Annotated in this window: 24 protein-coding genes; 19 read left to right on the forward strand and 5 right to left on the reverse strand. The window is 71.0% G+C overall.

Going from position 1 to position 26452, the window contains the following annotated elements:
• The first annotated feature begins 49 nt into the window (after positions 1-49).
• Together J8M50_RS19710 and J8M50_RS19715 are read left to right on the forward strand one after the other, a co-directional pair.
• Positions 50-751, forward strand: a complete 702-nt coding sequence (locus tag J8M50_RS19710; RefSeq protein WP_010355252.1) for an alpha/beta fold hydrolase — start codon at positions 50-52, stop codon at positions 749-751.
• A 20-nt stretch (positions 752-771) separates the two neighbouring features.
• Positions 772-1632, forward strand: coding sequence for an MBL fold metallo-hydrolase (locus J8M50_RS19715; RefSeq protein WP_010355250.1), 861 nt, complete (start codon positions 772-774; stop codon positions 1630-1632).
• Positions 1633-1651: 19 nt separating this feature from the next.
• Here the strand turns inward: J8M50_RS19715 and J8M50_RS19720 are convergent, their stop codons facing one another.
• A complete protein-coding gene (locus tag J8M50_RS19720; RefSeq protein WP_040836988.1) occupies positions 1652-2839 on the reverse strand; it encodes a pyridoxal phosphate-dependent aminotransferase in 1188 nt (395 codons plus the stop codon).
• A gap of 50 nt (positions 2840-2889) precedes the next feature.
• The gene (locus J8M50_RS19725) at positions 2890-4509 is read right to left on the reverse strand and encodes a hypothetical protein (protein ID WP_010355248.1); all 1620 of its coding nucleotides are present in this window, start codon (positions 4507-4509) and stop codon (positions 2890-2892) included.
• Between the two features lie 437 nt (positions 4510-4946).
• Between J8M50_RS19725 and J8M50_RS19730 the strand changes: the two genes are divergently transcribed.
• The 13 genes from J8M50_RS19730 to J8M50_RS19790 all read left to right on the forward strand — a co-directional run bounded on the left by J8M50_RS19730 (position 4947) and on the right by J8M50_RS19790 (position 17421).
• On the forward strand, positions 4947-5705 hold the full coding sequence (locus tag J8M50_RS19730) for a DUF4142 domain-containing protein (protein ID WP_010355247.1): 759 nt from the start codon (positions 4947-4949) through the stop codon (positions 5703-5705).
• Positions 5706-5839: 134 nt separating this feature from the next.
• The gene (locus tag J8M50_RS19735; protein ID WP_010355246.1) at positions 5840-7057 is read left to right on the forward strand and encodes a sensor histidine kinase; all 1218 of its coding nucleotides are present in this window, start codon (positions 5840-5842) and stop codon (positions 7055-7057) included.
• 157 nt (positions 7058-7214) lie between these two features.
• Positions 7215-8480 carry a beta-ketoacyl-[acyl-carrier-protein] synthase family protein gene (locus tag J8M50_RS19740; RefSeq protein ID WP_029184074.1) on the forward strand — a complete coding sequence of 422 codons (1266 nt, stop codon included), beginning with the start codon at positions 7215-7217 and terminating at the stop codon, positions 8478-8480.
• Positions 8477-9682 (forward strand): ketosynthase chain-length factor, encoded by a 1206-nt coding sequence (locus J8M50_RS19745; protein WP_010355244.1) that lies wholly within the window; start codon positions 8477-8479, stop codon positions 9680-9682. The genes J8M50_RS19740 and J8M50_RS19745 overlap by 4 nt, the downstream gene beginning before the upstream one ends.
• A gap of 52 nt (positions 9683-9734) precedes the next feature.
• Positions 9735-10781, forward strand: coding sequence for a methyltransferase (locus tag J8M50_RS19750; RefSeq protein WP_010355243.1), 1047 nt, complete (start codon positions 9735-9737; stop codon positions 10779-10781).
• 68 nt (positions 10782-10849) lie between these two features.
• Complete coding sequence (locus tag J8M50_RS19755) at positions 10850-11899, forward strand: methyltransferase (RefSeq protein ID WP_010355242.1); 1050 nt, start codon at positions 10850-10852, stop codon at positions 11897-11899.
• A gap of 20 nt (positions 11900-11919) precedes the next feature.
• A complete protein-coding gene (locus J8M50_RS19760; protein WP_029184072.1) occupies positions 11920-12183 on the forward strand; it encodes an acyl carrier protein in 264 nt (87 codons plus the stop codon).
• A gap of 57 nt (positions 12184-12240) precedes the next feature.
• Positions 12241-13194 carry an aromatase/cyclase gene (locus J8M50_RS19765; RefSeq protein WP_010355240.1) on the forward strand — a complete coding sequence of 318 codons (954 nt, stop codon included), beginning with the start codon at positions 12241-12243 and terminating at the stop codon, positions 13192-13194.
• A complete protein-coding gene (locus J8M50_RS19770) occupies positions 13191-14120 on the forward strand; it encodes an MBL fold metallo-hydrolase (protein WP_010355239.1) in 930 nt (309 codons plus the stop codon). The genes J8M50_RS19765 and J8M50_RS19770 overlap by 4 nt, the downstream gene beginning before the upstream one ends.
• 10 nt (positions 14121-14130) lie before the next feature.
• Positions 14131-14607, forward strand: a complete 477-nt coding sequence (locus J8M50_RS19775) for a nuclear transport factor 2 family protein (protein WP_010355238.1) — start codon at positions 14131-14133, stop codon at positions 14605-14607.
• An 11-nt stretch (positions 14608-14618) separates the two neighbouring features.
• Positions 14619-15089 carry a nuclear transport factor 2 family protein gene (locus tag J8M50_RS19780; RefSeq protein ID WP_010355237.1) on the forward strand — a complete coding sequence of 157 codons (471 nt, stop codon included), beginning with the start codon at positions 14619-14621 and terminating at the stop codon, positions 15087-15089.
• Entirely contained in the window at positions 15086-16513 is a 1428-nt protein-coding gene (locus J8M50_RS19785) for an FAD-binding oxidoreductase (RefSeq protein ID WP_010355236.1), read from the forward strand. The genes J8M50_RS19780 and J8M50_RS19785 overlap by 4 nt, the downstream gene beginning before the upstream one ends.
• 137 nt (positions 16514-16650) lie before the next feature.
• Positions 16651-17421 carry an AfsR/SARP family transcriptional regulator gene (locus tag J8M50_RS19790; RefSeq protein WP_029184070.1) on the forward strand — a complete coding sequence of 257 codons (771 nt, stop codon included), beginning with the start codon at positions 16651-16653 and terminating at the stop codon, positions 17419-17421.
• Positions 17422-17494: 73 nt separating this feature from the next.
• Here the strand turns inward: J8M50_RS19790 and fabG are convergent, their stop codons facing one another.
• A complete protein-coding gene (gene fabG, locus J8M50_RS19795) occupies positions 17495-18280 on the reverse strand; it encodes a 3-oxoacyl-ACP reductase FabG (RefSeq protein WP_010355234.1) in 786 nt (261 codons plus the stop codon).
• Positions 18281-18466: 186 nt separating this feature from the next.
• On the opposite strand from fabG, the gene J8M50_RS19800 reads away from it, so the two are divergent.
• Genes J8M50_RS19800 through J8M50_RS19815 form a run of 4 tightly spaced genes read left to right on the forward strand, consistent with a single transcriptional unit; the run spans position 18467 to position 23098 of the window.
• A complete protein-coding gene (locus tag J8M50_RS19800) occupies positions 18467-19501 on the forward strand; it encodes a methyltransferase (protein WP_010355233.1) in 1035 nt (344 codons plus the stop codon).
• Positions 19498-21252: an acetyl-CoA carboxylase carboxyl transferase subunit alpha gene (accA, locus tag J8M50_RS19805; protein ID WP_010355232.1), complete on the forward strand. Its 1755-nt coding sequence runs from the start codon at positions 19498-19500 to the stop codon at positions 21250-21252. Before J8M50_RS19800 ends, accA begins: the two co-directional genes overlap by 4 nt.
• Positions 21249-21752 carry an acetyl-CoA carboxylase biotin carboxyl carrier protein gene (locus J8M50_RS19810; RefSeq protein ID WP_010355231.1) on the forward strand — a complete coding sequence of 168 codons (504 nt, stop codon included), beginning with the start codon at positions 21249-21251 and terminating at the stop codon, positions 21750-21752. The genes accA and J8M50_RS19810 overlap by 4 nt, the downstream gene beginning before the upstream one ends.
• A gap of 2 nt (positions 21753-21754) precedes the next feature.
• Complete coding sequence (locus J8M50_RS19815; RefSeq protein WP_010355230.1) at positions 21755-23098, forward strand: acetyl-CoA carboxylase biotin carboxylase subunit; 1344 nt, start codon at positions 21755-21757, stop codon at positions 23096-23098.
• Here the strand turns inward: J8M50_RS19815 and J8M50_RS19820 are convergent.
• Together J8M50_RS19820 and J8M50_RS19825 are read right to left on the reverse strand one after the other, a co-directional pair.
• Positions 23088-23951: a hypothetical protein gene (locus tag J8M50_RS19820; RefSeq protein ID WP_010355229.1), complete on the reverse strand. Its 864-nt coding sequence runs from the start codon at positions 23949-23951 to the stop codon at positions 23088-23090. The genes J8M50_RS19815 and J8M50_RS19820 overlap by 11 nt on opposite strands.
• 5 nt (positions 23952-23956) lie before the next feature.
• Positions 23957-26191, reverse strand: coding sequence for an MMPL family transporter (locus J8M50_RS19825; protein ID WP_010355228.1), 2235 nt, complete (start codon positions 26189-26191; stop codon positions 23957-23959).
• Positions 26192-26452 lie beyond the last annotated feature (261 nt).

A 26452-nucleotide genomic window follows, 5' to 3' on the forward strand; every position in this document is an offset into this window, starting at 1 on the left:
GCCGCTTCGCCAACGCCCCATCCCACGGGAAGAACGGATCGAGAACCAGATGGCAACCTTCGTCCTGGTCCACGGCGCCTGGAGCGGCGCCCACGACTTCCGCAAGGTCCGTGGCCCGCTGCGCGCCGCGGGCCACGAGGTCTTCACCCCGAGCCTGACCGGCGTCGGTGAGCGGGTGCACCTCGCGAGTCCCCAGGTCGGCCTGACCACGCACATCGCCGACGTGGTCAACTGCGTCCGCTACGAGGACCTCGACGAGATCGTCCTCCTCGGCTTCTCCTACGGCGGCTGCGTCATCACCGGCGCGCTCGAATACATCGCGGACCGCGTACGCCACCTCGTCTACCTCGACGCCTTCGTGCCCGACGACGGCGAGGCCGCGGGCCTGCCCGGCGGGGCCAGCGCCCCTCGCGTCACGGACCTCGGCGACTCCTGGCAACTGCCCGCCCCCGTCCGGGAGTTCGACGACCCCGAGACCGGCGCCTGGATCACCGCACGGCGCACCCCGCAGCCCATCGGCACGTTCACCGAACCCGTACGGCTGACGCGCCCGCTGGAGGACCACCCCTTCACCCGGACCTTCATCAAGGCCACCGGGGACCCCCGCCCCGAGCCCCCCGGCCCCTTCTGGACCGCCGCCGACCGGGTCTCGAAGTCCCCGGCCTGGCGCTACCGGGAGATCGCCACCAACCACATGATCCCCAGCAACAGGCCCGAAGAGCTGGCGGAACTGCTGCTCGAACTCGTCTGAGACCGGCTGAGGAGACGAAGATGACCACCAAGCCGTGGGTATGTGAGACGTGCGGGAACCACGACTACCCCGAGGGGGCCACGCCTCCCGACGCGTGCGTGATCTGCGAGGACGACCGCCAGTGGGTGCCCGCCGGCGGCCAGCGCTGGACCACCCTCGACGCGATGGCCGCCGGCGGTTACTACTCCGTGGTGCGCGAGGTGGAGCCCGGCCTCTTAGGGGTCGGCGCCGAGCCGATGATCGGCATCGGCCAGCGCGGGCTGGTCCTGCGCACCAGCGCGGGCAACGTCATGTGGGACCCCTCGCCGTACCTCGACGAAGCCGCCGTCGACGCCGTCCGGCAGGCCGGCGGCCTCAGCGTCGTCACCGCGAGCCACCCGCACTTCTACGGCGCGATCGTCGAGTGGGCCCGGATCTTCGGCGCGCGGATCCTGCTGCCCGAGGTGGACCTCCACTGGCTCGCGCGCCCCGCCTCGGCCGAACCCCTCGTCCAGACCTGGTCGGACAAGGTCACGCTGGCCGACGGCGTGACCCTGGTCCAGTGCGGCGGGCACTTCCCCGGCAGCGCCGTCCTGCACTGGGCCCAGGGCGCCGACGGCCTCGGGGTGCTGCTGACCGGGGACACCATCAACATCTCCCCCGGCGAGGACCGGGTGGCGTTCCTCTACAGCGCCCCCAACCGCCTCCCGCTGCCCGAACGCGGCGTGCACGGCGTCGTCGAGGCCGTCCAGCCGTATTCCTTCGACCGCATGTACGCCCACTGGTGGGCCCCGGCGATCCGCCGGGACGCCCAGCGGGTCCTGAAGGAATCGACCGACCACTACCTGAAGTTCGTCCGGGGCGACGCACCGGCGTGGCTCACCGAGGGCCACACCCACTGACACCGGCGCGGCCATGTCCTCAAGGGCGTGGCCGCGCCGCGCCGTCGGCCAGGGAGCCGAGCCGCTCCACCGCCTCCGTCAGCAGGCCGGTCTTCTTGCAGAAGGCGAACCGGACCAGGCCCAGGGCCTCCGCCCCCGGGTTCCGGTAGAACACCTGGTTGGGGATGGCCGCCACCCCGCACAGCCTGGGCAGCGCCCGGCAGAACTCCAGGCCGTCCTTGTCGCTGAGCCCCCTGATGCTCGTGGTGATGAAGTACGTGCCGTCCGGCGGGTGGACCGTGAACCCGGCGGACCGAAGACCGTCGGCCAGCAGGTCGCGCTTGGCCCGTAGCTCCTGCCGCAGCTCGTCGAAGTAGTCGTCGGGGAGCCGGAGCGCCTCGGCGATCGCGTACTGGAACGGCCCGCTGGACACGTACGTGAGGTACTGCTTCGCGGTGAGGACCGCCGAGACCAGGGCGGCGGGCCCGCTGACCCAGCCGACCTTCCAGCCGGTGAAGGAGAAGGTCTTGCCGCCCGAGCTGATCGTGAGGGTGCGCTCCCGCATGCCCGGGAACGTGGACACCGGGATGTGCTCGACGTCGTACACGAGGTGTTCGTACACCTCGTCGGAGATCACCAGCAGGTCCCGCTCCACGGCGAGTTCGGCGACGGACGCCAGCTCCTCGCGGGTGAGGACCGTTCCGGTCGGGTTGTGGGGGGAGTTGAGCAGCAGGATGCGGGTGCGCGGGGTGACGGCGGCCCGCAGCGCGTCCAGGTCGGGGCGGAAGGACGGCGGGCGCAGGGGGACCGGGACGTGGGTGCCGCCCGCCATCGCGATGCACGCCGCGTAGGTGTCGTAGGTGGGCTCGAAGGTGATCACCTCGTCGCCGGGTTCGAGCAGGGAGAGCAGGGACGCGGCGATCGCCTCCGTCGCGCCGGCGGTGACGAGCACCTCGGAGCCGGGGTCCAGGGTGATGCCGTGGAACCGCTTCTGGTGGTGGGCGACGGCCTCGCGCAGCTCGGGGACGCCCCGGCCTGGCGGGTACTGGTTCCCGCGGCCGGCAAGGACGGCGTCGGCGGCGGCGCGGGCGATCTCGGCGGGGCCGTCGGTGTCGGGGAAGCCCTGGCCCAGGTTGATCGAACCGGTCTCGGCGGCGAGTCCGGACATCTCGGCGAAGATCGACGTACCGGCCTGTGCCAAGCGGCTGTTCACATGGGAGATCGGCATGAACACATCGTGCCCTTCTGCGGGGTGATCGGGGGAGGGGCGGGAGACGTTCACCGGCGGTACATCACGTACAGCCTGCCGTCGTGGAAGGCCGCGCCCCCGGCGTCCAGCGCGGGGAAGCCCCCGTCGTGGGCCGGAGCGGCGGGCTCGGCCCAGCCGCCGCCGTCGGCGCGGGCGCCCAGGCGCAACCGGCCGTCGGTGTCGCGCGCCAAGAGGTGCAGGCCGAGGCCGGGGTGGTCGACGAGGGTCGGGCTGCGCTCGGTCAGCAGGTCGTGCGCGGGGGCGTGGGTCCGCCAGCCGGCCGGGTCCGACGGGGCGTCGCTGTAGCGGACGTGGACCTTGTCGTCGAGGCCCCGGTGGGCGAGCCACAGGGCGTCGCCCGTGGAGACGAGCGCGGGGGCGCTGTCGCTCGCCGAGTCGGCGAAACAGTGGGTGTAGTCGCTCCCGAGGTCCGTGTCGAGCCGGTCGAGGTGCATCCGCTTGTCGTGGTCGCGGCGGGCGACCCAGAGGTGTCCGCCGTGCGAGGCGACGTCGGGCGACACGGGGCTGTCCCAGCCGTCCATCCGCGCTTCCCGGGTCCACGCGGAGCCGTCGAAGCGGTTCCACAGGACCCGGCCGTCCGGCGTGGTGTGGAAGGAGTACAGCCGGTCCCCGTGCACGGTGAGCGCCGCGCGCTGACGGCTTCCCGAGCCGCCGATCGGCACGGGGGCGCTCCAGGTGCCGTCGCGCAGCCTGCTCCACATCAGCCGTTGGTCGCCGGGGCGGGCGAAGACGGCGTGGAGGTCGCCCCGGTAGGAGACCAGGGACGGCGCGGTGACGCTCCGCAGGGCCAGGGGGACGGGGGCGCTCCAGGGGGACGGCCGCTCGGTGGCGCGGTAGGTGGCGTACTCCAGGGCGCCGGAGGGGAAGGGGGGCCGCTCTCCGCCGTACCTGAGGCGCAGCGCGGTGCCGTCGCTCTCGCGGGTCAGTTCCAGGGTGCGGCGGTGGAAGAGGACGGTGGTGTCGGCGCGGCCGAGGACGAAGCGCAGGGGGGTCTTGTCCCGGTGCGGCCTGAGGGAGACGGACAGTTTCAGGATCTCCCAGGCGATGCCGACGAAGATCTGTCCAGGGGGTCCGGTGTCCAGGTCGGCGACCGCTGCGTTACAGGCGCGGGTGAGGTCGTCGTGAGGTTCCGTTCCGGTTCCGAACGAGACGCGGTCGGTGACGGGGCCGTCGAAGAGCACCCTGGACGAGGGGCCGTGATCGAGGTGCCATGTCGCCCGGAACGCTCCCGGTTCCGCCCCGTCGCCGGTTCCGCTGCCGTGGGAGACACCGGCGAAGCCGATGACGCCGAAGCCCGACTCCCGTACCCCGGCGGCGAACTCCGCCGACCACAGCGGCGCGCCCTCCGCCAGCGCCTCGGTGCTGAGGAACGACACGTTCGGGCGGGCGACCGCCTCCTCGGCCAGCTCCCGCGCGCAGGCGCGCAGATCCGCGAAGCCGTATCCGGCCGTCACCGGACGTTCCGCGACGGTCTCGCGGTGGGCCCGCACCCAGTCGCGTATCTCCTCCTCCGACAGGACGGTCCGCAGGACGTCCAGCAGCAGGCGCTCCAGATCGGTCGGCACCTGTCCGGCCCGTAACCGGTCGGTGCCGTGCAGCGCCGCCCCGATCAGCACGTTGTTCGACATGCCGCTCCCTTCGGTCTCGGTAGCCCTCCCCACCAACACCGAAGAACAAGACTCGACTCCTCTGGTTCCGTCACCTCCATGCCGACATTTGCATAGGTGAACATATTTGATTGGCTCTGATGTGGCTTCCAGGCTGCTTACCTGGGGTAGGGCTCGGCATGGCAATTGCTGAATTTTGCAATTGGTTAGATGCTGCACTCGATGCCAAGGGTTGCTTAATCAGGGACATTTACGGCCAGTCGCCCTCTCGCGTGCACGGCCCGGACGCCAAAAGAGGGCCCGGTGAACGCCGAAGTGCCCCCTGGGCGGCACTTTCCCGCGCCCCGGCGGAAATTTTCTCGGTCGCTTCAGTGAATGGAGTGACGATCGTGTGCGTACTCCTGGGCGTGTGACGTCCCGACGAGGCAGGAGGCAGGGTGCGGGTTTCTCGCAACGCGATGGGGACGCTGTTCGTGGGCGGTGCGCTGAGCCTGACGCTCGCCGCTCTCGTCTACCCGTCGTTACTGGGGGTCAGAACGGTCTCGGCGGCGGCGTCCAGGGTCATCGCCGACACCCAGTGGGGTCCCCTGACCGAGGGCGACCGGGACTTCGTGGTCAAGGTGCGGGCGGCCGGCCTGTGGGAGCACCCGGTCGCACGGATGGGCGTGGAGAAGGGCACCGACAGACGGGTCGTCACCGCCGGGCGGACCCTGGTCGACGGCCATGCCGCCCTCGACACCACCGTCCGCAAGATCGCCCCGCTGCTGGACATCACGCTGCCGAACCTGGCGAGCCCCCAACAGACCGGCTTCGTCAGCCGGTTGACCACGGACAGCAAGGGCGAGCAGTTCGACCGGGACTTCGCGAACATCCTGCGGCAGACGGACGGCTCGTTCTTCACCACGGTCGCCCAGATCCGCTCCACCACGAAGAACACGCTGGTGCGCGCGCTCGCCGAGCAGGCCGACCACATCTTCATGAACCACATCGCGGCCCTCGAACAGACCGGCCTCGTCGACATCGACCAGGTCCTCGCCCAGCAGACCACCGCACCCGACCTGCCCGACTCCGACCTGACCCCGCCCCCCGGTATCGCGGGCCAGCAGCTGGCCGTCCTCACCCCGCCCCCGAACCCGAGCGCCAGCCCGGTCGACATCGACCGGATCGCGGGCAGCGAGGACGGGGTGACGTCGGCGCCGGGCAACGGGAAGAAGTGACGCCGAGGGCACGACGTACACCCCTCGGGTACGACCAGGGGTGTACGCCCCGCCCGCGTACACCCGGCGATGCACACGCCGGACCCGACTCCGGCCTGACGCCCCGCCCCGGCTTCCCTGAGTAGCCTGACCTTGTGTCCGGCATCGTTCCCGTACGGCAGATCCAGCGGTTCCTCACCAGGAGACCGCACCCCCTGGTCCTCCTCGACATCGCGCTCGCCGCCCTGCTGTGCGTCGGCCTGCTGTGGGCGGACGCGCGCAGCGGCGTCCACAGCGTCGCCGACATCGAGCATGTGCTGCGGACCGTCGGCATCGTCGTCGCCGCGCTCGCCGTCGCCGCCCGCAGGCGCTGGCCCCGGGCGTCGTTCGCGGCGGCGTCGCTGTGCGCCTTCGTGGTCGCCGCGCTCAGCGGCGCGCCGCAGGTCTCGGTCTGCGTCGCCCTCACCGCGTACACCTCGGCGGTGACGGCGGAGTACGCGTTCTGGTGGGTCCGCCCCGGGGTCTCCGGCCTGCTGATGGCCGTCGGCGTCGGCATTGGGCAGGTCGCCTCGGGCTGGCTGGCCATCCTCGCCGCGAACGTCGCGATCATCTGCGTCGGCTGGTTCGCGGGCCTCGCCACCCGGGAGCACCGCAACAGGCTGATCGCCACGGCCGAGCAGGAGGCCGAGCGCGAACGCCGGCACGCCGCCCTCATCCGCCAGGCCGCCATCGACGAACGCCTCGTCATCGCCCGTGAACTGCACGACATCGTCGCGCACTCGATGAGCCTCATCGCGCTGCGTGCCGGTGTCGCGCGCGTGGTCATGGACAGCGATCCGGCCCAGGTGGCGGAGACCCTCGGCATCGTCGAGACCACCACCCGCCAGGCCCTGCACGAGATGCGGCTGCTCGTCGAGGTGCTGCGCCACGAGCACGCCGTCGACCCCGCGCTGACCCCCACCCCGGGGCTGGCCGACACGGCCGCGCTGGCCCACCAGATAAGGAGTGCCGGCGTCGACGTACGCCTCGACGTCGGCGGTACGGCCCGTCCGCTGCCCGCCGCCGTGGACCTGTCGGCGTACCGCATCGCCCAGGAGGCCCTCACCAACGTCGTCCGCCACGCCGGGCCGACCCGGGCGACCCTGCGGATCGAGTACCGCCCCGAGGACGTGGTCATCGAGGTCACCGACAGCGGGCCCGCCCCGCCGCAGCGCCGCAAGGACCCCGTCCCGCACTCCTCCTCGGCCGGGCACGGGCTGATCGGCATGCGCGAGCGGGCGGCCCTGTTCGACGGCTATCTGCGCGCGGGCCCGCACGGCAGTGGTTTCCGGGTACAGGCACTGCTGCGCACCGGAGAATCCGGTTCTTCCTGACCGGCGTTGTGGTACCCGGGCCCGTGACCTGCGCCGACATTAACGAAGATCAGCTTTAGTCTGGACCGGTCGAGATTTGTTTGAGGTTCACTCAAGCCCGCCGTTGAAGTATGGCCGTCAGAAAAGGCGGTGGCTGGCGGACTCCAAAGGAGTGCTTGTGGACCGGGCCGTGGTAATCACCGGTATCGATGTGATTGCGCCAGGAGGGCTGGGAAGGAAAGAGTTCTGGAATCTCCTCACCGCGGGTCGCACGGCGACCAGAGGAATAACCTTCTTCGATCCCGGCCCTTTCCGATCGAGGGTGGCCGGAGAATGTGATTTCAATCCGGCGGCAATGGGCCTGCTGCCGCGCGAGATCCGCCGTATGGACCGCGCGACCCAGCTCGCCGTGACCTGTGCCCGGGAGGCCCTCGTCGACAGCGGTCTCGACGTCGAGACCCTCGACCCGTCCCGGGTCGGAGTGAGCCTGGGCAGCGCGGTCGGCGCGACGACGAGCATCGAGCGCGAGTACCTCGTGCTGTCGGACAGCGGGCGCGAGTGGCTCATGGACGAGGGGCACCTCTCCCCTCATATGTACGACTACATGGTGCCGAGCGCCGCCGCCGCCGAGGTGGCCTGGCGCACCGGCGCCGAGGGGCCGGTCGCGATGGTCGCGACGGGCTGCACCGCAGGTCTGGACGCGGTGGGGCGGGCCCATGAGGCGATCATGGACGGCACCGCCGACGTGATGTTCGCCGGTGCCACCGACGCGCCGGTCTCCCCGATCGTGGTCGCCTGCTTCGACGCGATCAAGGCGACCACCCCGCGCAACGACGACCCGGCCCACGCCTCGCGCCCCTTCGACGCGACGCGCAACGGGTTCGTCCTCGCGGAGGGCGCGGCGGTCATGGTGCTGGAGGAGCGGGAGCACGCCCGGGCGCGCGGCGCGCACATCTACGCCGAGGTCGCGAGCCACGCCACCCGCTGCAACGCGTACCACATGACGGGCCTCAGGCCGGACGGCCGCGAGATGGCGGAGGCGATCCGCCACGCCCTGGCGGACGCCCGGTGCGCGCCCGAGTCCGTCGACTACGTCAACGCGCACGGTTCGGGCACCCGGCAGAACGACCGCCACGAGACCGCGGCCTTCAAGGACGCGCTCGGGTCGCACGCCTACGGGGTGCCGGTCAGCTCGATCAAGTCCATGATCGGCCACTCGCTCGGCGCCATCGGCTCGATCGAGCTGGCCGCGTGCGCCCTGGCCATCGAGAACAACGTGGTTCCGCCGACGGCCAACCTGCACGAGCGGGACCCCGAGTGCGACCTGGACTACGTGCCGAACGAGGCGCGCGAGGTCCAGGTGGACACCGTCCTGTCGGTCGGCAGCGGTTTCGGGGGCTTCCAGAGCGCCGTGCTGCTGCGCGCCCCGGAGCGTGCGGAATGAACATGCCGCCGGTCGTGACCGGGATCGGCACCATGGTGGGCGACGGGGCGGGCGTCGAGGGGCACTGGAGGTCCGTGCTCGAAGGGCGCTCCTGGATCCAGCCGATCCAGCGGTACGACGCCTCCCGCTACAGCGCCCGGCTGGCCGGGCAGATCGCCGGCTTCGACGTCACGCGGCACCTGCCCAGCCGGCTCATCCCGCAGACGGACCGGGTCACGCAACTGGCGCTGGTCGCCGGTGACGAGGCCCTCGCCGACGCGGGGGTCGCGGACCGCGACTACGGCCCGTTCGACATGGGCGTCGTCACCTCCAACGCGTCCGCGGGCTGGGAGTTCACGCACCGCGAGTTCCAGAAGCTGTGGACGCAGGGACCGCGCAAGGTGAGCGTGTACGAGTCGTTCGCCTGGTTCTACGCCGCCAACACCGGCCAGATCTCCATCCGCAACGGCATGCGCGCCGCCGGCGGGGTGCTGGTGGCCGACCAGGCGGGCGGGCTCGACGCGATCGGGCAGGCCCGGCGCAACCTGCGCCGGGGGGCCAAACTCATGGTCGCGGGCGGCCTCGACTCCGCCTTCGACCCGTGGGGCTGGCTCTCGCACCTCGCGAGCGGCGAGGTCAGCACCGCCGAGGACGCGTCCCGCGCCTACCTCCCCTTCGACGCCGCCGCCGGCGGCTACGTGCCCGGCGAGGGCGGCGCCATGCTGGTGCTGGAACACGCCGACACGGAACGTCCGCCCCCGCGCCGCTACGGCGTGGTCGCCGGATACGCCGCGACGTTCGACCCGCCGCCGGGCAGCGGGCGCCCCTCCAACCTGGCCCGTGCCGTACGGCTCGCGCTCGACGACGCCGGGGTCAGGCCCGACCAGGTGGACGTGGTCTTCGCCGACGGCGCCGGGGTCCCCGAGCGGGACCGGAGCGAGGCGGCGAGCATCGCGGAGGTCTTCGGGCCCCGGAAGGTCCCGGTCACGGTGCCCAAGGCCGGCGTCGGCCGGCTGCTCGCGGGCGCCGGGCCGCTGGACGTGGTGACCGCGCTGCTGAGCCTTCGGGACGGCGTCATTCCGCCGACGCCGCATTCCCGCGCCATTCCCGACGAGTACGCCATCGACATGGTGACACAGCCGCGTGAGGCGAAACTCGAGGTCGCTCTGGTGACGGCTCGCGGGCGGGGCGGATTCAATTCGGCCGTCGTCATCGGCCGGTAACCGCTGCGAAACGTACCGAGTAATTGGCACGACTGCCCGGAAAGGGGCCGGCATGAGCCAGGGAACAGACGTCAGCTACATGAAGGAACTGCACAGCGATTCACCGTTGAGCACCATGATCGAGCTGCACAGCGGCGTACGGATCACCTACATGCTGCAAGCGGTCGCCGAACTCGGAATTGCCGACCAGCTCGCCGAAGGCCCTTTGGGGGTCGACGTACTCGCGGAAAGGACGGACAGCGACGCGGACGCCCTGTACCGGGTGCTGCGGGCACTGGCCGGCAAGGGCGTCTTCACCGAGGTGTCCCGCCGCACCTTCGGCCTCACCACGCTGGCCGAGGTACTGCGCTCCGACCACCCGAACTCCCTGCGCGACGCCTTCCAGATGCACGGCCAGACCTTCATGCACGACGCCTACGTCGGGATCGGGCACACGATCCGCACCGGCGAACCCGCCTTCGAGCACGTGAACGGCATGCCGCTGTTCCAGTACGTGTCACAGCGGCCCGAACTCCAGCAGCTGTTCGGCAGGTCCATGGGCAAGGCCAACCGGCAGATCCAGCTGGCCGCCGTGGAGACGTACGACCTGACCGGCGTCAAGACACTCGTCGCCGTCGGCGGCGCCCAAGGGCACGTCCTCGCGGAGATCCTCACCCGGTACCCCGGGATGCGCGGCGTGTACGTCGACGGCCCCCGCATGGCACCGGCCGCGGAAGCCGTGCTGCGCCAGGCCGGGGTCCTCGACTCCGTGGAGTTCGCCGGCGGGGACTACCTGGAGTCGGTGCCCGCGGGCGGCGACGTCTACCTCGTCTCCCACCTGTTCCAGCAACTGCGCGACGACGACACGGTCAAGGTGCTGAAGAACATCCGCCAGGTGATGGCCGACGACAGCCGGGTCCTGATCGTCAACGCGGTCATCCCCGAGGGCGACGTACCGCACCCGACGAAGATCCTGGACAGCACCATGCTCGTCCTGGGCCGCAACCGGGACCGTACCGAGGCGGAGTTCGACGACGTCCTGCGGCAGGCGGGGCTGCGGCTGGTGGACACGATCGGGCGGGCGCTCCCGTCGAGCGTGGTCATCGCGGAACCGGCCTGAACCTCCTTTGCACGCAGCCGAGAACCGAGAAGCAATCACGACATCCAGCGGGAGTGGAGGGATCGACCATGACCGATCAGACAGCGGGTGCCCCGGCCGACAGCGGTCGCGATGAAGCCGTGCTGAGTACGATGTGGGACTTCCACAGCGGTCTGCGCATGGGATTCATGCTCTCCGCGATAGCGGAGATCGGCATCGCCGACCAGCTCGTGGACGGTCCGCTCTCCGTGGACGAACTGGCGAAACGCACCGGCAACGACCCGGACGGCCTCTACCGCGTCCTGCGGGCCATGGCGAGCAAGGGAGTCTTCACCGAGACCTCCCGCCGCGTCTTCGGCCTCACCCCGCTCGCGGAGATCCTGCGCTCCGACACCGCGGACTCCCTGCGCGACGTGTTCCGCCTCCAGGGCAAGCACTTCATGCGCAACGCCTACGCGGAGATCGGCTACTCCATCCGCACCGGCCGCCCCGCCTTCGACCACGTCAACGGCGAGGGACTCTTCAGCTACCTCTCCCGGCACCCGGAGATGAACGAACTGTTCAGCGGTGCCATGGGGAACGCGGCCGGACAGACCCAGAAGTCGGCCGTCCAGACGTACGACCTCACCGGCGTGCGCAAGCTCGTCGACGTCGGCGGCGCCCACGGCCACCTGCTCGCGTCGATCCTCTCCCGGTACCCCGCCATGCGGGGCGTGGTCTTCGACCAGCCGCACGTGGTGCCCGGCGCGGAACGCGTGCTGGACGAGGCCGGGGTCCTCGACCGCGCCGAACTCGTCGGCGGCAGCTACCTGGAGTCGGTGCCCGCGGGCGGCGACACCTACGTCATCTCCCACGTGCTGCACCAGCTGTCCGACGCCGAGGCGATCACCGTCCTGACGAACGTCCGCCGCGCCATGGACCCGGCCGGGCAGGTCCTGATCATCGACCCGGTCATCCCCGAGGGCGACGTACCGCACACCGGAAAGTTCATGGACATCACCATGATGGCGCTCAGCGAGGGCCGGGACCGCACGGAGGCCGAGTTCGCCGAGGTCTTCGAGAAGGCCGACCTGCGGCTGACCGGCACGGTCGGCCTGAACGCGCCGTCGAGCGTGGTCATCGCCGCCCCGGCCCAGTGACGAAACGAGCAGAGGAAACCATGAGTACCCCAATGAGCTACGACGATCTGCGGTTGATCCTCGTCGAGGCCGCCGGCTCGGCCGAGGGGGTGGACCTGATGAGCCAGGACATCATCGACAGCGACCTCTACGACGTCGGCTACGACTCGCTCGCGCTGATCGAGGTGGGCGCGCGCATCCAGCAGCGGTACGGGGTCGACATCCCCGACGAGGAGGTCACCGAGCTGCGCACCTTCCGCACCATCCTGGACCGGGTGAACTCCTCGATCTCCGCGGCGACCTGAGAAAGGCGACCTGAGAAAGGCGACCTGAGCACAAGGGCGAACCGGACTGGAGGCACGATGAACACGCCCGAGATCCACGCGCGCCACGAGACCGAGATCGACTCCCCGCCGTCGACCGTGTACGACCTGATCACCGACGTCTCGCTGTGGCCGGTGATCTTTCGCCCCACCGTCCACACCGAGGTCCTGGAGCGCACGCCACAGGGCGACCGGTTCCAGATCTGGGCGACCGTGGCCGGCGGCGAGGTGAGCACCTGGCGCTCGCGCCGCACCTTCGACGCCGCCGCCCGCCGGGTCACCTTCCGGCAGGACCACGACAACCCGCTGTTCGGGCTCATGGGAGGCGGCTGGAGCTGCCTCCCGCTGGCCGGCGGCCGGACCGGGGTGGTCCTCGAACACAGCTTCGTCCCACCCCCGGACCAGGCCGACGCCCGCGAGCGGATCGCCCGGACCCTCGACGCCAACGGCGCCGCCGAACTGGAGGCGCTGCGCACCGCGTCGACCCTCCCCGGGGGCCTCGGCGCCTGGCTGGTGACGTTCACCGAGACCATCGGCCTGACCGGTACGGCGGACGCCGCCCGCGCCTTCATCTGGGACGCCGACCGATGGCCCGAGCGCCTGCCCCACGTCGCCGGCCTCGACCTCCTCGAACAGCCGGGCGGCGCCCAGGACATGACGATGCGCACCCGCGCACCCGACGGCACGGTCCACACCACCCGCTCGCTGCGCCTGCTGCTGCCCGACGGATCGATCGTCTACAAGCAGACCCGGCCACCCCGCGCCCTCCTCGGACACAGCGGACGCTGGTCCTTCGACACCGACCCCTCGGGCAGCAGCACGATCACCTCCACCCACACCTTCCTGCTCGACCCGGCCGGGGCGGCGGACGTGTACGGCCCCGACGTCCCGGCCCCGGAGGCGGCGCAGCGCGTCCGCACCGCGCTGGCGGCCAACAGCCGGATCACGATGCAGCACGCGGACCGGTACTCCGCGTCGGTCGGTGCCCCGTGAGCACCGAGGTACGCGCACCGCTCGGCCGCCTGCGCGAACTGGCGGACGGCGTCCACGCGTTCCTCCAGCCCCCGGGCGGCTGGTGCCTCAGCAACGCCGGCGTGATCGCCGGACCCGACGGTCTGGTCCTGATCGACACGGCCGCCACCAGGACGCGCGCCGAGGCGCTGCGGGCGGCGGCCGAGGGGCTCGGCCACGGACCCGTACGGACCGTGGTCAACACCCACAGCCACGGCGACCACGTCTTCGGCAACTGCGTCTTCGCGCCGCCCGCCGAGGTCGTCGCCCACGAGCTGACCGGGCCGGAGATCCGGGCCACCGGGACGGCGCTGCAAGGGCTGTGGCCGGACGTCGACTGGGGCGAGCTGACCCTCACCGAGCCCACCATCACCTTCGCGCGGAGCCTGACCCTGCTGGTCGGCGACCGGCCGGTCGAACTGCACCACGTCGGCCCCGCGCACAGCACCAACGACGTCGTCGTCTGGCTACCGGACGCGCGCGTCCTGTTCGCCGGCGACGTGGCGCTCCCCGGCTGCACCCCGTTCTGCCTGATGGGCTCCGTACGCGGCTCCCTCGCGGCGCTCGGCCGGCTGCGCGCCTTCGGGGCGCGGACCGTGGTCGGCGGGCACGGCGAGGTCAGCGGGCCCGAGGTCTTCGACCAGATGGAGAGCTACCTGCGGTGGATCCTCGGCCTCGCCGCCGAGGGGGTCGCCGCGGGGCTCACGCCCCTGGAGACCGCCCGCCTGCACGGCCCCGGCGACTTCGGCGGGCTGGTCGACCCCGAGCGGCTGGTCGGGAACCTGCACCGGGCCTTCCTGGAGATCCGGCGGCCCGACCTGGCGCTCGGGACGCAGATGGACGTCCCGGCGGTGTTCGACGAGATGGTCCAGTTCAACGACGGCCGCCTGCCGACGTGCCTGGCCTAGAGGAGGACGGATGACGATGCCGGCCGAGGGGACAACGGTGTCCCCCGAGACCTTCTACGAGCTGCGCAGGTTCTACCTGGACCAGCTCGACGCCCGCGACCGGGGCCTGACCGAGGAATGGCTCGCGGTCTTCGACGACGACGCGACGATCACGACGAAAGTGCTCGGCGACGGCTCGACGGTACCCAAGTCGGAGTTCGAGCCCGAGGTCTGGAAGCTCGACGCCTCCTTCCACGAGAAGGGCATCCAGCGCCGCCACTGCGTCCAGGGATTCACCTTCACCCACCGCGACGGCCTGGTCGTCTCCCGGTTCTACGGCCTCTTCCTGGTCGTCGACGCCGAACGGGGCGCCTGCCTCCAGTCCGCCGCGATGATCTCCGACGTCCTGCGCCGCCACGGCGACACCTGGCGCGTCATCTCCCGCGAGATCGAACGCGACGACCTCGGCCGCCTGGACACCGGAAAACAGAGCGTTCCCCTAGGTTGAGAGAAGGAGTCATGGACAACACGGTCACCACCGGCAAAGGAACCGCTCCGGCCGAAGTGTGCTCCCGCATCGACCAGTTCTACGCGATCCAGATGCAGGCGCTGGACGACGGCGACATCCCCGCGTGGGTGGACACCTTCACCGCGGACGGCGTCTTCGTCTCCAACGGACTGCCGGACCCGGTCGAGGGCCGGGACGGTCTCACGGCGCTGGGCAACGACTCCGTGGCCCGCCTCGACAAGAGGGGCGCCATCCGACGGCACTTCGTGTTCAACGTCATCGTCGAACCGCTCCCGGCGGGAATCCTGCGCACGACGTGCTACGTACCGGTCTTCGACACCGTCGACGGCGTCACCACCCTCACCACGAGCACCGTCATGCGCGACGAACTGGTCAGCTCCGACAACGGCCTGTTCGTCCGCCACCGCACCGTCACCCGCGACGACCTCCTCGCGGTCGCGCAGCGGGGGAGCGGCACATGACGTCCCTGCGAGGCAGCCTGGGCGGGGCCGTGCTGGGCCCCGGGGACCCCGGCTACGACGAGGCCCGCAGCGGCGTCCAGCGCACCTACCTGCACCGGCCGTCGGTGATCGTGCGCGCCGGCCGCCCGGCCGACGTACAGCTCGCGGTCCGGCGCGCCGCCCGGCACGGACTCCCGGTCGCCGTCCAGGCCACCGGCCACGGCCTCAACGTCCCCACCGAGGGCGGCGTCCTGATCGACACGACACCGATGGCCGAGGTCCGTATCGACCCGGTCTCGCGCACCGCCTGGGCGGCGGCCGGCACCCGCTGGGAGCAGGTCATCACCGCCGCCGCAGAGCACGGCCTCGCACCGCTCAGCGGCTCCTCGCCGGACGTCGGCGTCGTCGGCTACACGCTCAGTGGCGGCCTCGGACTGATGGGCCGCAGCTTCGGCTACGCCGCCGACCACGTACGCCGGGTGGACCTGGTCACCGCCGACGGCGACCTGAGGACCCTGACCCCCGGCGAGGACCTGTTCTGGGCGGTGCGGGGCGGCGGCGGGAACTTCGGCGTCGTGACCGGGCTGGAGTTCGCGCTGTTCCCGGTCGACCGGTTTTTCGGCGGCGGCCTGTACTTCGACGCACCGCACATACCGGCCGTCCTCAAGACCTACCGGGAATGGACCGAAACCGTGCCGGAGGCGATGTCCTCCAGCATCGGGCTCATCCCGATGCCGGACGTGCCCGGCGTCCCCGCGCCCCTGCGCGGCCGGCACCTCGCCCACGTCCGCATCGCCCACCTCGGCACCGTCGAGAGCGGAGAACAGCTGGTCGCGCCCCTGCGGGCGCTGGGACCGCGGCTCGTGGACACCCTCGGCGAGATGCCCTTCACCGCCTCCGGGACCATCCACAACGAACCGAAGCAGCCACGGAACTTCTACTGCGCCAACGCGATGCTGAGCGAGTTCGCGCCGTCGGTCCCGGACGCCGTCCTCGACCTGGTCGGCCCCGGCGCCGGCAGCTTCGCGGTGGTGCAGTTCAACCACCTGGGCGCGGCGCTGGCCCGGCCGCCCGAGGTGGACAACGCGGTGGGCCACCGCAGCGCCTCCCACGTGCTGCGCGTGGTGACCCTCCCGCAGGGCCCCGGCCACGACCCGGCCCACGACGTGGCCCAGGCCGTGACCCGGACCACGGCGCCCTGGACGCTCGGCCGCTCGCCCAACTTCGTCCAGGGCGACGAGCGGGCCCCCGAACAGACCCGGGAATGCTACGGAGCGGTCGCTTATCACCGGCTGTCCGAGCTCAAGGCTGTGCACGACCCGGGGAATATGTTTCGATGCAACGTCAATGTCACGCCCGCCGCCAGGAACGGGGATACGTTGGCATCAGGTCGTCGCCCGCACGGCAAAGACGATCAGGGGAATGAGATCGTCACGCACCGCTGACCGAAAACAGGGGGTTGCCAAGACCCGTGCCGGGGGTTCAGTGTTTGCGGTCATCGTCGTACCGCCCTCCTGTCTGAATGGTTCAAATTCCGAAAAAGATCGGGAGAACACGGGTGGACATTCATATACTCGGGTCGTTGTCGTTATCGGAGCACGGTCGCGACGCGACACCGTCGGCGCGCAAACCGAAACAGCTCATCTCGCTCCTGCTGCTGAACGAGGACCGGGTCGTGTCGACGGAATCGCTCATCAGCGAGATCTGGGACACGCGACCGCCGAGGAGTGTACAGACCACGCTCCAGACCTATGTGGTGCAGGTGCGCAAACTCCTTTCGGAGGCCCTTCAGATTCCCGTCGGAAAGGTCGCCAGAAATGTGCTCCTCACCCGGAACGGCGGCTACACGCTGATATTGCGCGACGCGGATTTCGACCTGTACCGCTTCAGGTCGCTGGAACAGGCCGGAATGACCGCCTTCGAGGAAGGGGACGACGAGAGCGCGGTCCGCACCTTCGACCAGGCCCTGGCCCTGTGGCGGGGCAACGCGCTCGCCGACGTCGAGGCCGGGCGGATGCTGGAGCCCGAGGTCGCCCGCCTCGAACAGTCCCGCCTGACGGTCATGGAGTGCCGGCTGGAGATCGAACTGCGGCGCGGACGCCATCGCCAGTCCCTCGGCGAACTGGCCTCCCTGACCGCGCGCTACGACGACAACGAGAACCTCCACGCCCTGTACATGCTGGCCCTGTACCGGTCCGGCTACCGGGGCAAGGCCCTGGAGAAGTACCGGAGCTTCCACAAGTGGATGCGGGACGAGCTGGGCCTCGACCCCTCCCCCCGCCTCCAGCGGCTCCACCACGCCGTCCTGGACGGGGACCCCGCCCTCGACGGAGTCACCGCCCGCGGGGCCTGAGCGCCGTCCGGCCGCAGCGGACGACGTGCCCCGCCGCCCTGGTCCGGACCCACCGGGCCAGGGCGGCCCGCGGCTAGTAGTTGCCCAGCCCCCCGCACACGTTCATCGCCTGGGCCGTCACCACGGCCGCCTCGTCGCTCACCAGGTAGCCGACCATCGCGGCGACCTCCTCCGGATCGACGTAACGCCCCATGGGGATCTTCGTGTTGAACTTCGCGAGCACCTCGTCCTCCGAGATGTCCCAGATACCCGCGTAGATCTCGCGCACCCGCTGCGCCATGGGGGTCTCCACATAGCCGGGGCAGACCGCGTTGACCGTGATCCCCGTCTTCGCGAGCTCCAGGCCGAGCGCCTTGGTGAAGCCGACGACACCGTGCTTCGACGCCGTGTAGGGGGCGCCCAGGACGACGCCCTGCTTGCCTCCGGTCGAGGCGATGTTGACGATGCGCCCGCGCGCCAGACCGAGCATTCCGCCGGTCGTCAGGACGCGTTTCGTCATCAGGAAGACGCTGTTCAGGTTGGTGTTGACCACATCGAGCCACAGCTCGTCCGGAATGCCCGCGGTCTCACCGCCGCCACTGCGGCCGGCGTTGTTGACCAGGACGGAGATCGGTCCGAAACATTTCGCCGCCGCTGCCACCAACTGCTCGATCTGCGCGACGTCCGTCACGTCGCACGCCGCGCCGTCGGCCTCGTGGCCGTCTTTCCGCAGCCTTTCCACCGTGTCCTTGACCGCGGCGCCGTCACGGCTACAGATGAACACTTTGTGGCCGGTACGGGCCAGGCGGTTCGCCGTGGCCAGTCCGATACCGCTCGTGGCACCCGTGACAAGAGCTGCCCGGGCGTTTTCCTGTGCCATCTCTACCTCCAGGATGAGAGCACCATCGTCCGCCGCATCCCTTGAATCGATGTCGAGGTCTCCTTGAACTTCCGGGGCGGGTGCCCGCCATTCGTTCAAAGATTTCTCAACCGATTCTTGAGAGCCGGATCACTATCTTTGATTTCGCGCAGGCCGGAAAAACAAAGGTTGCGAACGGAGCAGGCGATGACGATCCAGGAAAAGGACATCACCGATCACGGTGCGATCATCGGGGTGCGGGAACTCGCGCTCAACGCCGCGGGAGCGGCAGCGTTGCGCGCCGCCGTACGCGTCGGGGTCGCCGAGGAACTCGGCGACTCGCCCCGGACACCGGGGGAGCTGGCCGCCGTGCTCGGCGTCGACACCGAGATGCTCGGCAGGCTGCTGCGGGCGCTCGCCCAGCACGGCGTCTTCACCGAGACCGAGAACGGGTACGCGCACACCGCGACGTCCCGGCTGCTCAAGGAGAACGACCCCAACAGCCTCAAGTACTACGTCCTGTGGGTCACCGAGCCCTGGACCTGGGAACTGTGGCCCCACCTCGAAGACGCCGTGCGCAACGGGCGCGGCGGGTTCGAGGAGCGGTACGGCACCGACTTCTTCTCCTACCTGCACAGCACGTGGCCACAGTCGGCCGAGGTCTTCAACAAGGCGCAGACCGAGCTGAGCCGGCTCGCCACCCACGCGGTGGCCGCAGCGCTCGACCTGCGCGGAGTCGGCACGCTCGTCGACGTCGCCGGCGGCCACGGATACACCCTGGCCACCCTGCTGGAGAAGAACACCGAGCTCAACGGCGTGCTGTTCGACCTGCCGCCCGTCGTCGCCGAGGCCGACAGCAGGCTGCGCCCCGGCGGAGCACTGGCCTCCCGGGCCCGGATCGTCGGCGGGAGCTGCCTGGAGGGGATACCGGTGGAATCCGACGCCTACCTCTTCAAGAACATCCTCGAATGGGCCGACGAGAAATCGGTGACCGCCCTGCGGAACGCCGCCCGCGCGGGCCGGCCCGACAGCAGGTTCTTCATCATCACCAACATGATCGACGGCAGCCCCGAGATCAAGTTCACGACCGGGACGGACCTCCTCTTCCTGCTCAACTCCGACGGCAGGAAGCACACGACCGACACCATCACCGCCGTCGTCCGCAAGGCGGACCTGCGCGTGGTCGACATGCGGCCCGTGAACTCGTACCTGCATCTCCTGGAGGCGGCACCCTCGACATGAGCGGCATCCTCGGAACGCGCCCGGCCGTGGCCCACCCCGCCACCCCGCCGGAGGAAACAGCCCCGGACTGGGTGAGGTGCGCCGGCTGCGGGACCCTGGTCTACGGCAATCGCTGGCGCCGAAGCCTCCACTGCTGCCCCGAGTGCGGCCACCACGGCGCGCTCACGGCGTGGGAACGCCTACGCCTCCTGCTGGACCCGGGCTCCCTCGAACTCCTGCCCTTCACCGTGACACCGGCCGACCCGCTCGGCTTCACCGACAGCAAGCCCTACCCCCGCCGCCTCGCCGAGGCCAGAGCCAGGACCGGGCTCGACGAGGCCGTGGTGGGCGCCGCCGGGGAGATCGACGGCGCCCCGGTGGTCGTCGCCTGCATGGACTTCCGGTTCCTCGGCGGCAGCCTCGGCTCGGTCGTCGGCGAGATCATCACCCGGATCGGCGACACCGCCCTCGCCCGCCGTACGCCGCTGCTGCTGGTCACCGCCTCCGGGGGCGCCCGCATGCAGGAGGGCGCGCTGTCGCTGATGCAGATGGCCAAGACCAGCGCGATGCTCGCCCGGCTCGACGAGGCCGGAATCCTGACGGTCTCGCTGGTCACCGACCCGACGTTCGGCGGGGTGGCCGCCTCGTTCGCCACCCTGTGCGACGTCACGATCGCCGAACCCCGCGCCCGCCTCGGGTTCGCCGGGCGCCGCGTCGTCGAGCAGACCATCAAGGAAACCCTCCCGCCGAACTTCCAGACGGCGGAGTTCCTGTACGAGCGCGGCTTCATCGACGTCATCTCCCCGCGCGACCGGCACCGCACGGAACTGGGGAAACTGCTGCGTACGGCCCTCCCCGGGCGCCGCACCCCCACGGGCGACCGCGACACGGCGGACGAGGTCGTCGTACGGGACCCGGCGCGGCTCGGCCACGACGACCCGCACGGCGTGGTCCGGCGGGCGCGGCGCATCAGCCGGCCCACCACCCTCGACTACGCCGCCCTGCTGCTGGACGACTTCCGCGAACTGGCGGGCGACCGGCTGTCCGGGGAGTGCCCCGCCATCGTCGGCGGCCTGGGACGGCTCGACGGACGCCCCGTCGTCATGATCGGCCACCAGAAAGGACACGATCCGGCCGAGCTGGCCCGCCGCAACTTCGGTATGCCGAGCCCCGCCGGGTACCGCAAGGCGGCCCGCCTCATGCGGCTCGCCGCCAAGCTGGGCCTCCCGGTGATCACCCTCATCGACACGCCCGGCGCGTTCCCCGGCCGGCAGGCCGAGGAACAGGGGCAGGCCATCGCGATCGCCGAGAACCTCAAGCTCATGGCCGAGCTGCCGGTCCCGGTGGTCGCCGTGGTCACCGGGGAGGGCGGCAGCGGCGGCGCCCTCGCCCTGGCCGTCGCCAACCGGGTCCTGATGTGGCAGGACGCGATCTACTCGGTCATCAGCCCCGAGGGCTGCTCGGCGATCCTCTGGCAGGACCCGGCCCAGGCGGGCCGCGCCGCCGCCGCACTCCGGCTGCGCGCCCGGGACCTGCTGGAACTCGGCGTGGTCGACGGCGTGTTGCTGGAACCGGCCGGGGGTGTCGACGCCGACCCCGTGGCGGCGGCCCACCGGCTCGGGGTCGCGATCCGCTCCAGCCTCGACGACCTCGAAGGGCTCCAGGGCGACAAGCTGCGCACCGACCGCCACGCCCGGTTCGCCCGGTACGGCGCGGAGTACGTCACCTCGCCACCGGCCACGGACCTCGAACCGGAAGGGACAGCGCCGTGACGGCCCTGCGTACCGCCGCTGTCGAGGGAGAGGCCGTAGTCGGGGGAGAGGGCGACGACCTGCTGGAGCGGGTCCGGGACGCCGTCGCCGTGCTGCTCGCCGGACTGCCCGGCACCCCGGCACGGCTGCGGGTCCGGGCCGGGGGCGTCGAACTGGAGCTGGACTGGCCGGTCGCGCCCCCGGCGCCCGTGCCCGTGCCCGTACCCGTTCAAGGCGGCCCGGCGCCAGCCCCCGTACCCGTCCTGAACCCGCCGGGCGGCATGAGCATCACCGCGTCCACCGTAGGCACCTTCTTCCGCAGCCCCGAACCCGGCGCGGACCCCTTCGTGCAGGTCGGGGACCAGGTGAAGGGCGGTCAGCAGGTGGCGATCATCGAGGTGATGAAGCTGATGATCCCGGTCGAGGCCGACCGCGACGCGGTGATCACCGAGGTGCTCGTCGACGACGGGCAGTCCGTCGAGTACGGCCAGCCCCTGTTCGCGCTCGGTCCGGTGAGCTGAGCATGTTCGACACGATCCTCATCGCCAACCGGGGCGAGATCGCGCTGCGGGAGATCCGGGCCTGCAAGGAGCTCGGCATCCGCAGCGTGCTCGCGCACTCCACCCGCGACACGGACAGCCTGCCCGCGCGGCTCGCCGACGAGACGGTCTGCATCGGGCCGCCCCCGGCGAAACAGAGCTACCTGAACGCCGCCGTGATCCTCCAGGCCGCCCTGAACACCGGCGCGCAGGCCGTCCACCCCGGCTACGGCTTCCTCTCCGAGGACGCCGACTTCGCCGAGGCCTGCCGGTCGGCCGGGGTCGTCCTGATCGGCCCGCCGCCGGAGGTGATGGCCGAGCTGGGCAGCAAGGTGAGCGCCCGCAGGCTCATGTCCCGCAGCGGGCTCCCGCTGCTGCCGGGCGCCACCGAACCGCTCGACCTCGCCGCCGCCCGCGACCTCGCCGGGCGCATCGGGTACCCGCTGCTGATCAAGGCGGCGGCGGGGGGCGGCGGGCGCGGCATGGGCGTGGCCCGGGACGCCGGCGAGCTGGCGGAGGTCTTCCGTACGACGCAGGCCACCGCCGCCACCCTGTTCGGCGACGCCCGGGTCTACGCGGAGCGGTACCTGCACCGCGCCCGGCACGTCGAGGTGCAGATCCTCGCCGACCGGCACGGGAACGTCGTCCACCTGGGGGAGCGCGACTGCTCGATGCAGCGCCGCCACCAGAAGCTCATCGAGGAGTCGCCCGCACCCGCGCTGCCGGAGGACTTCGTCGCCCGGATCCGCGCGGCGGCGGTCACCGGCGCGCGGGCCGCCGGGTACCAGGGGGCGGGGACCTTCGAGTTCCTGGTCGAAGGCACCGAGGACTTCTACTTCATGGAGGTCAACTGCCGGATCCAGGTGGAGCATCCGGTGACGGAGATGGTCACCGGCATCGACCTGGTCGCCGAGCAGATCCGGGTCGCGGCGGGCGAACCCCTGAGCCTGCGCCAGCAGGACGTCGTCCTGAACGGCGCCGCGATCGAGTGCCGCATCAACGCCGAGGACCCGCGCCGAGGCTTCGCCCCCGCGCCCGGCACCATCACCGAACTGAGCCTGCCCGCAGGCCCGTTCGTGCGCGTCGACACCCACGTCCACCCCGGCTGCCTGATCGCGCCGGAGTACGACTCGATGATCGCGAAGATCATCGCCTGGGCCCCCGACCGGGACACCGCGATCGCCCGCATGCGACGGGCGCTCGGCGAGACGGTCGTACGCGGCGCCGGTATGCACACGACCGTCGACTTCCTCGACGAGCTGATCGACTCGCCCGCGTTCCGTACGGCGGCGCACACCACGAGCCACATCGACACGCTCACCCGGTAGTTTTCCCGCCGCGCCGGGACAGGGCGACGTGCACCGCCGCGAGCCCGGCGCACAGGAACGCGCTGACCGCCATGACCGTGACGAGGCCGTCCGCGAGAGGCTCCGTGAGCCCGCGTACGGCCGCGTCCGCGACCGCCGGGCGCGACGGCCCGGCCGACTGGGCCACGGCGATGACCAGCCGGACCGCGCCGGTGACGAAGGCGATGGCCGCGAGGGCGACGACCAGGGTCCGGACGCGGCGGCGGGCGAGGAGCAGGCCCGCGATCCCCAGCCCGACGGCGGCGGGGACCAGCACGCCGGACAGCGCGTCGGTCACCTCCACGGCCTGGGCGGCACGGTGCAGGGCGGGCTTGCGGATCAGTGTGAACGACAGGTCCAGGTCGGGAGGCAGGAGCGCCGCCAGCGGGCCGGGCACCCCCGCCTCCTTGACGGCGACGTGGACGGTGATGTCCAGCCCGTCGCGCGACAGGCCGATCAGGGAGTCGTCCCGCAAGACCTTGACGAGCTGCGCGTGGCTGGTGCGCAGTGCCGCCTTCCAGGACCACCGGAAGGCGGCACTGTCCACGAGGGACGGGGTCGCGTCGGCCACCATGCGCCGGACCTGTGCCTCGCCGAAAGGAAGGGACAGGTCGGCCGCGTCGAACAGCTGTCGCTGAGCCTGCTCCCCGATCAGCTTCCCGACCGCCGGATCGTCGGGCACCGGCGCCAGCGCCGCCACGAACCCCGAGGTGGACAGGAGGGTGTCCTCCGCCCACCTCGTCGTCTGGCCGACCACGACCAGACCCGCCGCGCCCGCGATGCACAGACCTGCGGCGCAGGCCCGCAACTGAAGACGCAGCGGGAAGGAGGGCATTGGCGTCAGGAACCGTGCTTCTTGTCGGTGAGGACCGTCAGCACCGGGCCCTGGTCGTCGTCCGGCGTGCGGTCCTGGCCACCGGTGACCGGGCCGCCGGACGGTCCCTCGACGGAGACGTGGGGCAGGATCCGGTCCAGCCACCGGGGCAGGTACCAGTTCCACTTCCCGAACAGCTGCATGGCCGCCGGGACCAGGATCGTCCGCACCACCAGGGCGTCCAGCAGGATGGCCGCGGCCACCCCGAGCCCGAACTCCGCGATGATGCGCATCCCGGCGAACACGAAGGCCGTGAACACACAGATCATGATGATCGCGACGGCCGTGATGATCTGCCCGGTGGCGGCCTGCCCGCGCCGCACCGCGAGGTTGTTGTCCCCGGTGTGGAGCCACTCCTCGTGGATGCGGCTCACCAGGAACACCTCGTAGTCCATCGACAGACCGAACAGCACGGCCAGCATCATCGGTGGCAGGAACGACTCCACCGGCCCCGCCGGACCCGCGCCGATGGCGGACGAACCCCAGCCCCACTGGAAGACCGCGACCGCGACGCCGAACCCGGCGCCCGCCGAGAGCAGGTTCATGATCGCCGCCGTGAGCGGGATGACCACACTGCGGAACGCCAGCATCAGCAGCAGACAGCCCAGGACGACGACGATGGTCACGAAGAGCGGCATCTTCCCGGCCAGCGCCGCCGCGAAGTCCTTGTGCACGGCGGTCAGCCCGCCGACGTACACGCCGAGACCGTTCTTCTCGTACGCGGGAATCACGTGGTCACGCAGCGTGTCGATGAGTTTCGAGGTCTGTTCGGACTGCGGGGAGTCCGTGGGGATGACCTGCATGACCCGCACCGTCGCGCCCGGCTCGGCCGGCGGGATCTTGACGGACACGACGCCCTTGACGGTCTCGATCTTCTGCCCCAGCTGGGCGAAGTCGTCGCCGGCCTGCGCGGTCGGGACCTTCGCGACGAGTTGCAGCGGGCCGTTGTGACCGGGGCCGAAGCCGTCGGCGAGCAGGTCGTACGCCTGCCGTGTGGTGGTGCTCGTCGGGTTGTTGCCCGCGTCGGAGGAACCGAGCCGCATCGAGAAGAACGGGATCACCAGCACCAGCATCGCCACGGTCGCGGCGATCGTCAGCGGCACCGGCCGCTTCTGCACGAACCCGGCCCAGCGCGACCACCGGTTGGAGACCTGCGCGTCGGCCGGCCCCTCGGTCCTGAGCCGCTCGCGCTGGCGGCGGCTGAGCACCCGCATCCCGAACAGCCCGAACAGGGCCGGCAGCAGCGTCACCGCGATCGCCACCGCGAACACCACCATGATCGCCGCCGACAGCCCGATCCCGGACAGGATGCTGAAGCCCAGCATGAGCAGGCCGAGCATCGCGACCGCGACCGTGCCGCCCGCGAAGATGACCGCCCGCCCCGAGGTGTTCAGGGACGTCGCCGCCGCGTCCTCGGGGCTGAGCCCCGCCCGGATGCCGGTGCGGTAGCGGGCCACGATGAACAGCGCGTAGTCGATGCCGACGCCGAGACCGATGAACGCGGCGATGATCGGCGCGGTGCTGGGCACGCTCATCACCCGGGTGAGCAGGTCGATCGAGAAGATCGCGCTGCCCAGCGCGAGGACCGCCGCGAGCAGCGGGATCGCCATCGCCACGAACGACCCGAACGCGAACAGCATGACGATCGCCGCCGCCAGCAGGCCGATCAGCTCACTGAACGACGTCGACGGCTTGTCCAGCTGACCGACCGCCGCCCCGCCGAACTCCACCCGCAGCGTGTCGCTGCGCAGCTTCGAGCCCAGGTCCACGACCTTCTGGATGTTGTCCGTGTCCAGGCTCTGGCTCTGCTTCGTGAAGGTGACCGTCGCGTAGGCGGTCCGGCCGTCGCCGCTGATCTGCGCCGCGCCCTGCGGGCCGAACGGGCTCGTCACCGCGCCGACCTCGGGCACCTCGGCGACCTGCGCCAGCATCCGGTCCACCTCGGCCTCGACGGCCGGATCGGTGACCTGGCCGCTCTTCGAGTGCAGCACGATGGTGCTCGTGTCGCCCGAGGTGCGCTGGAACTGGCTCTCCATCAGCTCGATGGCCTTGGTCGATTCGGTGCCGGGCAGGGTGTACTCCTCCGAGAAGGAGGACCCGCCCGCGGCGCTCACGCCGCCCACCAGGATCGCCAGGAGCAGCAGCCACCCGCCGATGACGATGAAACGGTGCCGGAAGCACCACCGCGCGATGCCGTTCATCGATGACCGCCCGGGAGCTCGATCCGATGGTTGTCGAAAGGGAGCACAACTCTGCTTTCGTGACGTAGGTCGGGCTCGGCGCTCCGCGCCGCACGGTCCGCCTGTCTCTGTCCGGCAGACCTTCCCGCAGCTCACAGCCTCCCTCCGGGCAGCCCCCGGTGTCGTCGGGTCCCGGTCCGATCCCCGTGTCCCGCCAGGGGGGTACGGGCCGTCCGCGTACAGCGCTGGATGTACACGCGGGTACGACCCTGAGCGGACGTG

The organism is Streptomyces acidiscabies (assembly GCF_020010905.1).
Classification (GTDB): Bacteria; Actinomycetota; Actinomycetes; order Streptomycetales; family Streptomycetaceae; genus Streptomyces; species Streptomyces acidiscabies.

Bases quoted from the DNA above. Each gene is read 5' to 3' on its own strand.
- J8M50_RS19780 (WP_010355237.1), top strand. From the start codon at position 14,619: ATGGACAACACGGTCACCACCGGCAAAGGAACCGCTCCGGCCGAAGTG.
- J8M50_RS19825 (WP_010355228.1), bottom strand. From the start codon at position 26,191: ATGAACGGCATCGCGCGGTGGTGCTTCCGGCACCGTTTCATCGTCATC.
- J8M50_RS19820 (WP_010355229.1), bottom strand. From the start codon at position 23,951: ATGCCCTCCTTCCCGCTGCGTCTTCAGTTGCGGGCCTGCGCCGCAGGT.
- fabG (WP_010355234.1), bottom strand. From the start codon at position 18,280: ATGGCACAGGAAAACGCCCGGGCAGCTCTTGTCACGGGTGCCACGAGC.
- J8M50_RS19745 (WP_010355244.1), top strand. From the start codon at position 8,477: ATGAACATGCCGCCGGTCGTGACCGGGATCGGCACCATGGTGGGCGAC.
- J8M50_RS19755 (WP_010355242.1), top strand. From the start codon at position 10,850: ATGACCGATCAGACAGCGGGTGCCCCGGCCGACAGCGGTCGCGATGAA.
- J8M50_RS19815 (WP_010355230.1), top strand. From the start codon at position 21,755: ATGTTCGACACGATCCTCATCGCCAACCGGGGCGAGATCGCGCTGCGG.
- J8M50_RS19750 (WP_010355243.1), top strand. From the start codon at position 9,735: ATGAGCCAGGGAACAGACGTCAGCTACATGAAGGAACTGCACAGCGAT.
- J8M50_RS19800 (WP_010355233.1), top strand. From the start codon at position 18,467: ATGACGATCCAGGAAAAGGACATCACCGATCACGGTGCGATCATCGGG.
- J8M50_RS19730 (WP_010355247.1), top strand. From the start codon at position 4,947: ATGGGGACGCTGTTCGTGGGCGGTGCGCTGAGCCTGACGCTCGCCGCT.
- J8M50_RS19725 (WP_010355248.1), bottom strand. From the start codon at position 4,509: ATGTCGAACAACGTGCTGATCGGGGCGGCGCTGCACGGCACCGACCGG.
- accA (WP_010355232.1), top strand. From the start codon at position 19,498: ATGAGCGGCATCCTCGGAACGCGCCCGGCCGTGGCCCACCCCGCCACC.
- J8M50_RS19720 (WP_040836988.1), bottom strand. From the start codon at position 2,839: ATGCCGATCTCCCATGTGAACAGCCGCTTGGCACAGGCCGGTACGTCG.
- J8M50_RS19785 (WP_010355236.1), top strand. From the start codon at position 15,086: ATGACGTCCCTGCGAGGCAGCCTGGGCGGGGCCGTGCTGGGCCCCGGG.
- J8M50_RS19710 (WP_010355252.1), top strand. From the start codon at position 50: ATGGCAACCTTCGTCCTGGTCCACGGCGCCTGGAGCGGCGCCCACGAC.
- J8M50_RS19760 (WP_029184072.1), top strand. From the start codon at position 11,920: ATGAGTACCCCAATGAGCTACGACGATCTGCGGTTGATCCTCGTCGAG.
- J8M50_RS19775 (WP_010355238.1), top strand. From the start codon at position 14,131: ATGACGATGCCGGCCGAGGGGACAACGGTGTCCCCCGAGACCTTCTAC.
- J8M50_RS19765 (WP_010355240.1), top strand. From the start codon at position 12,241: ATGAACACGCCCGAGATCCACGCGCGCCACGAGACCGAGATCGACTCC.
- J8M50_RS19715 (WP_010355250.1), top strand. From the start codon at position 772: ATGACCACCAAGCCGTGGGTATGTGAGACGTGCGGGAACCACGACTAC.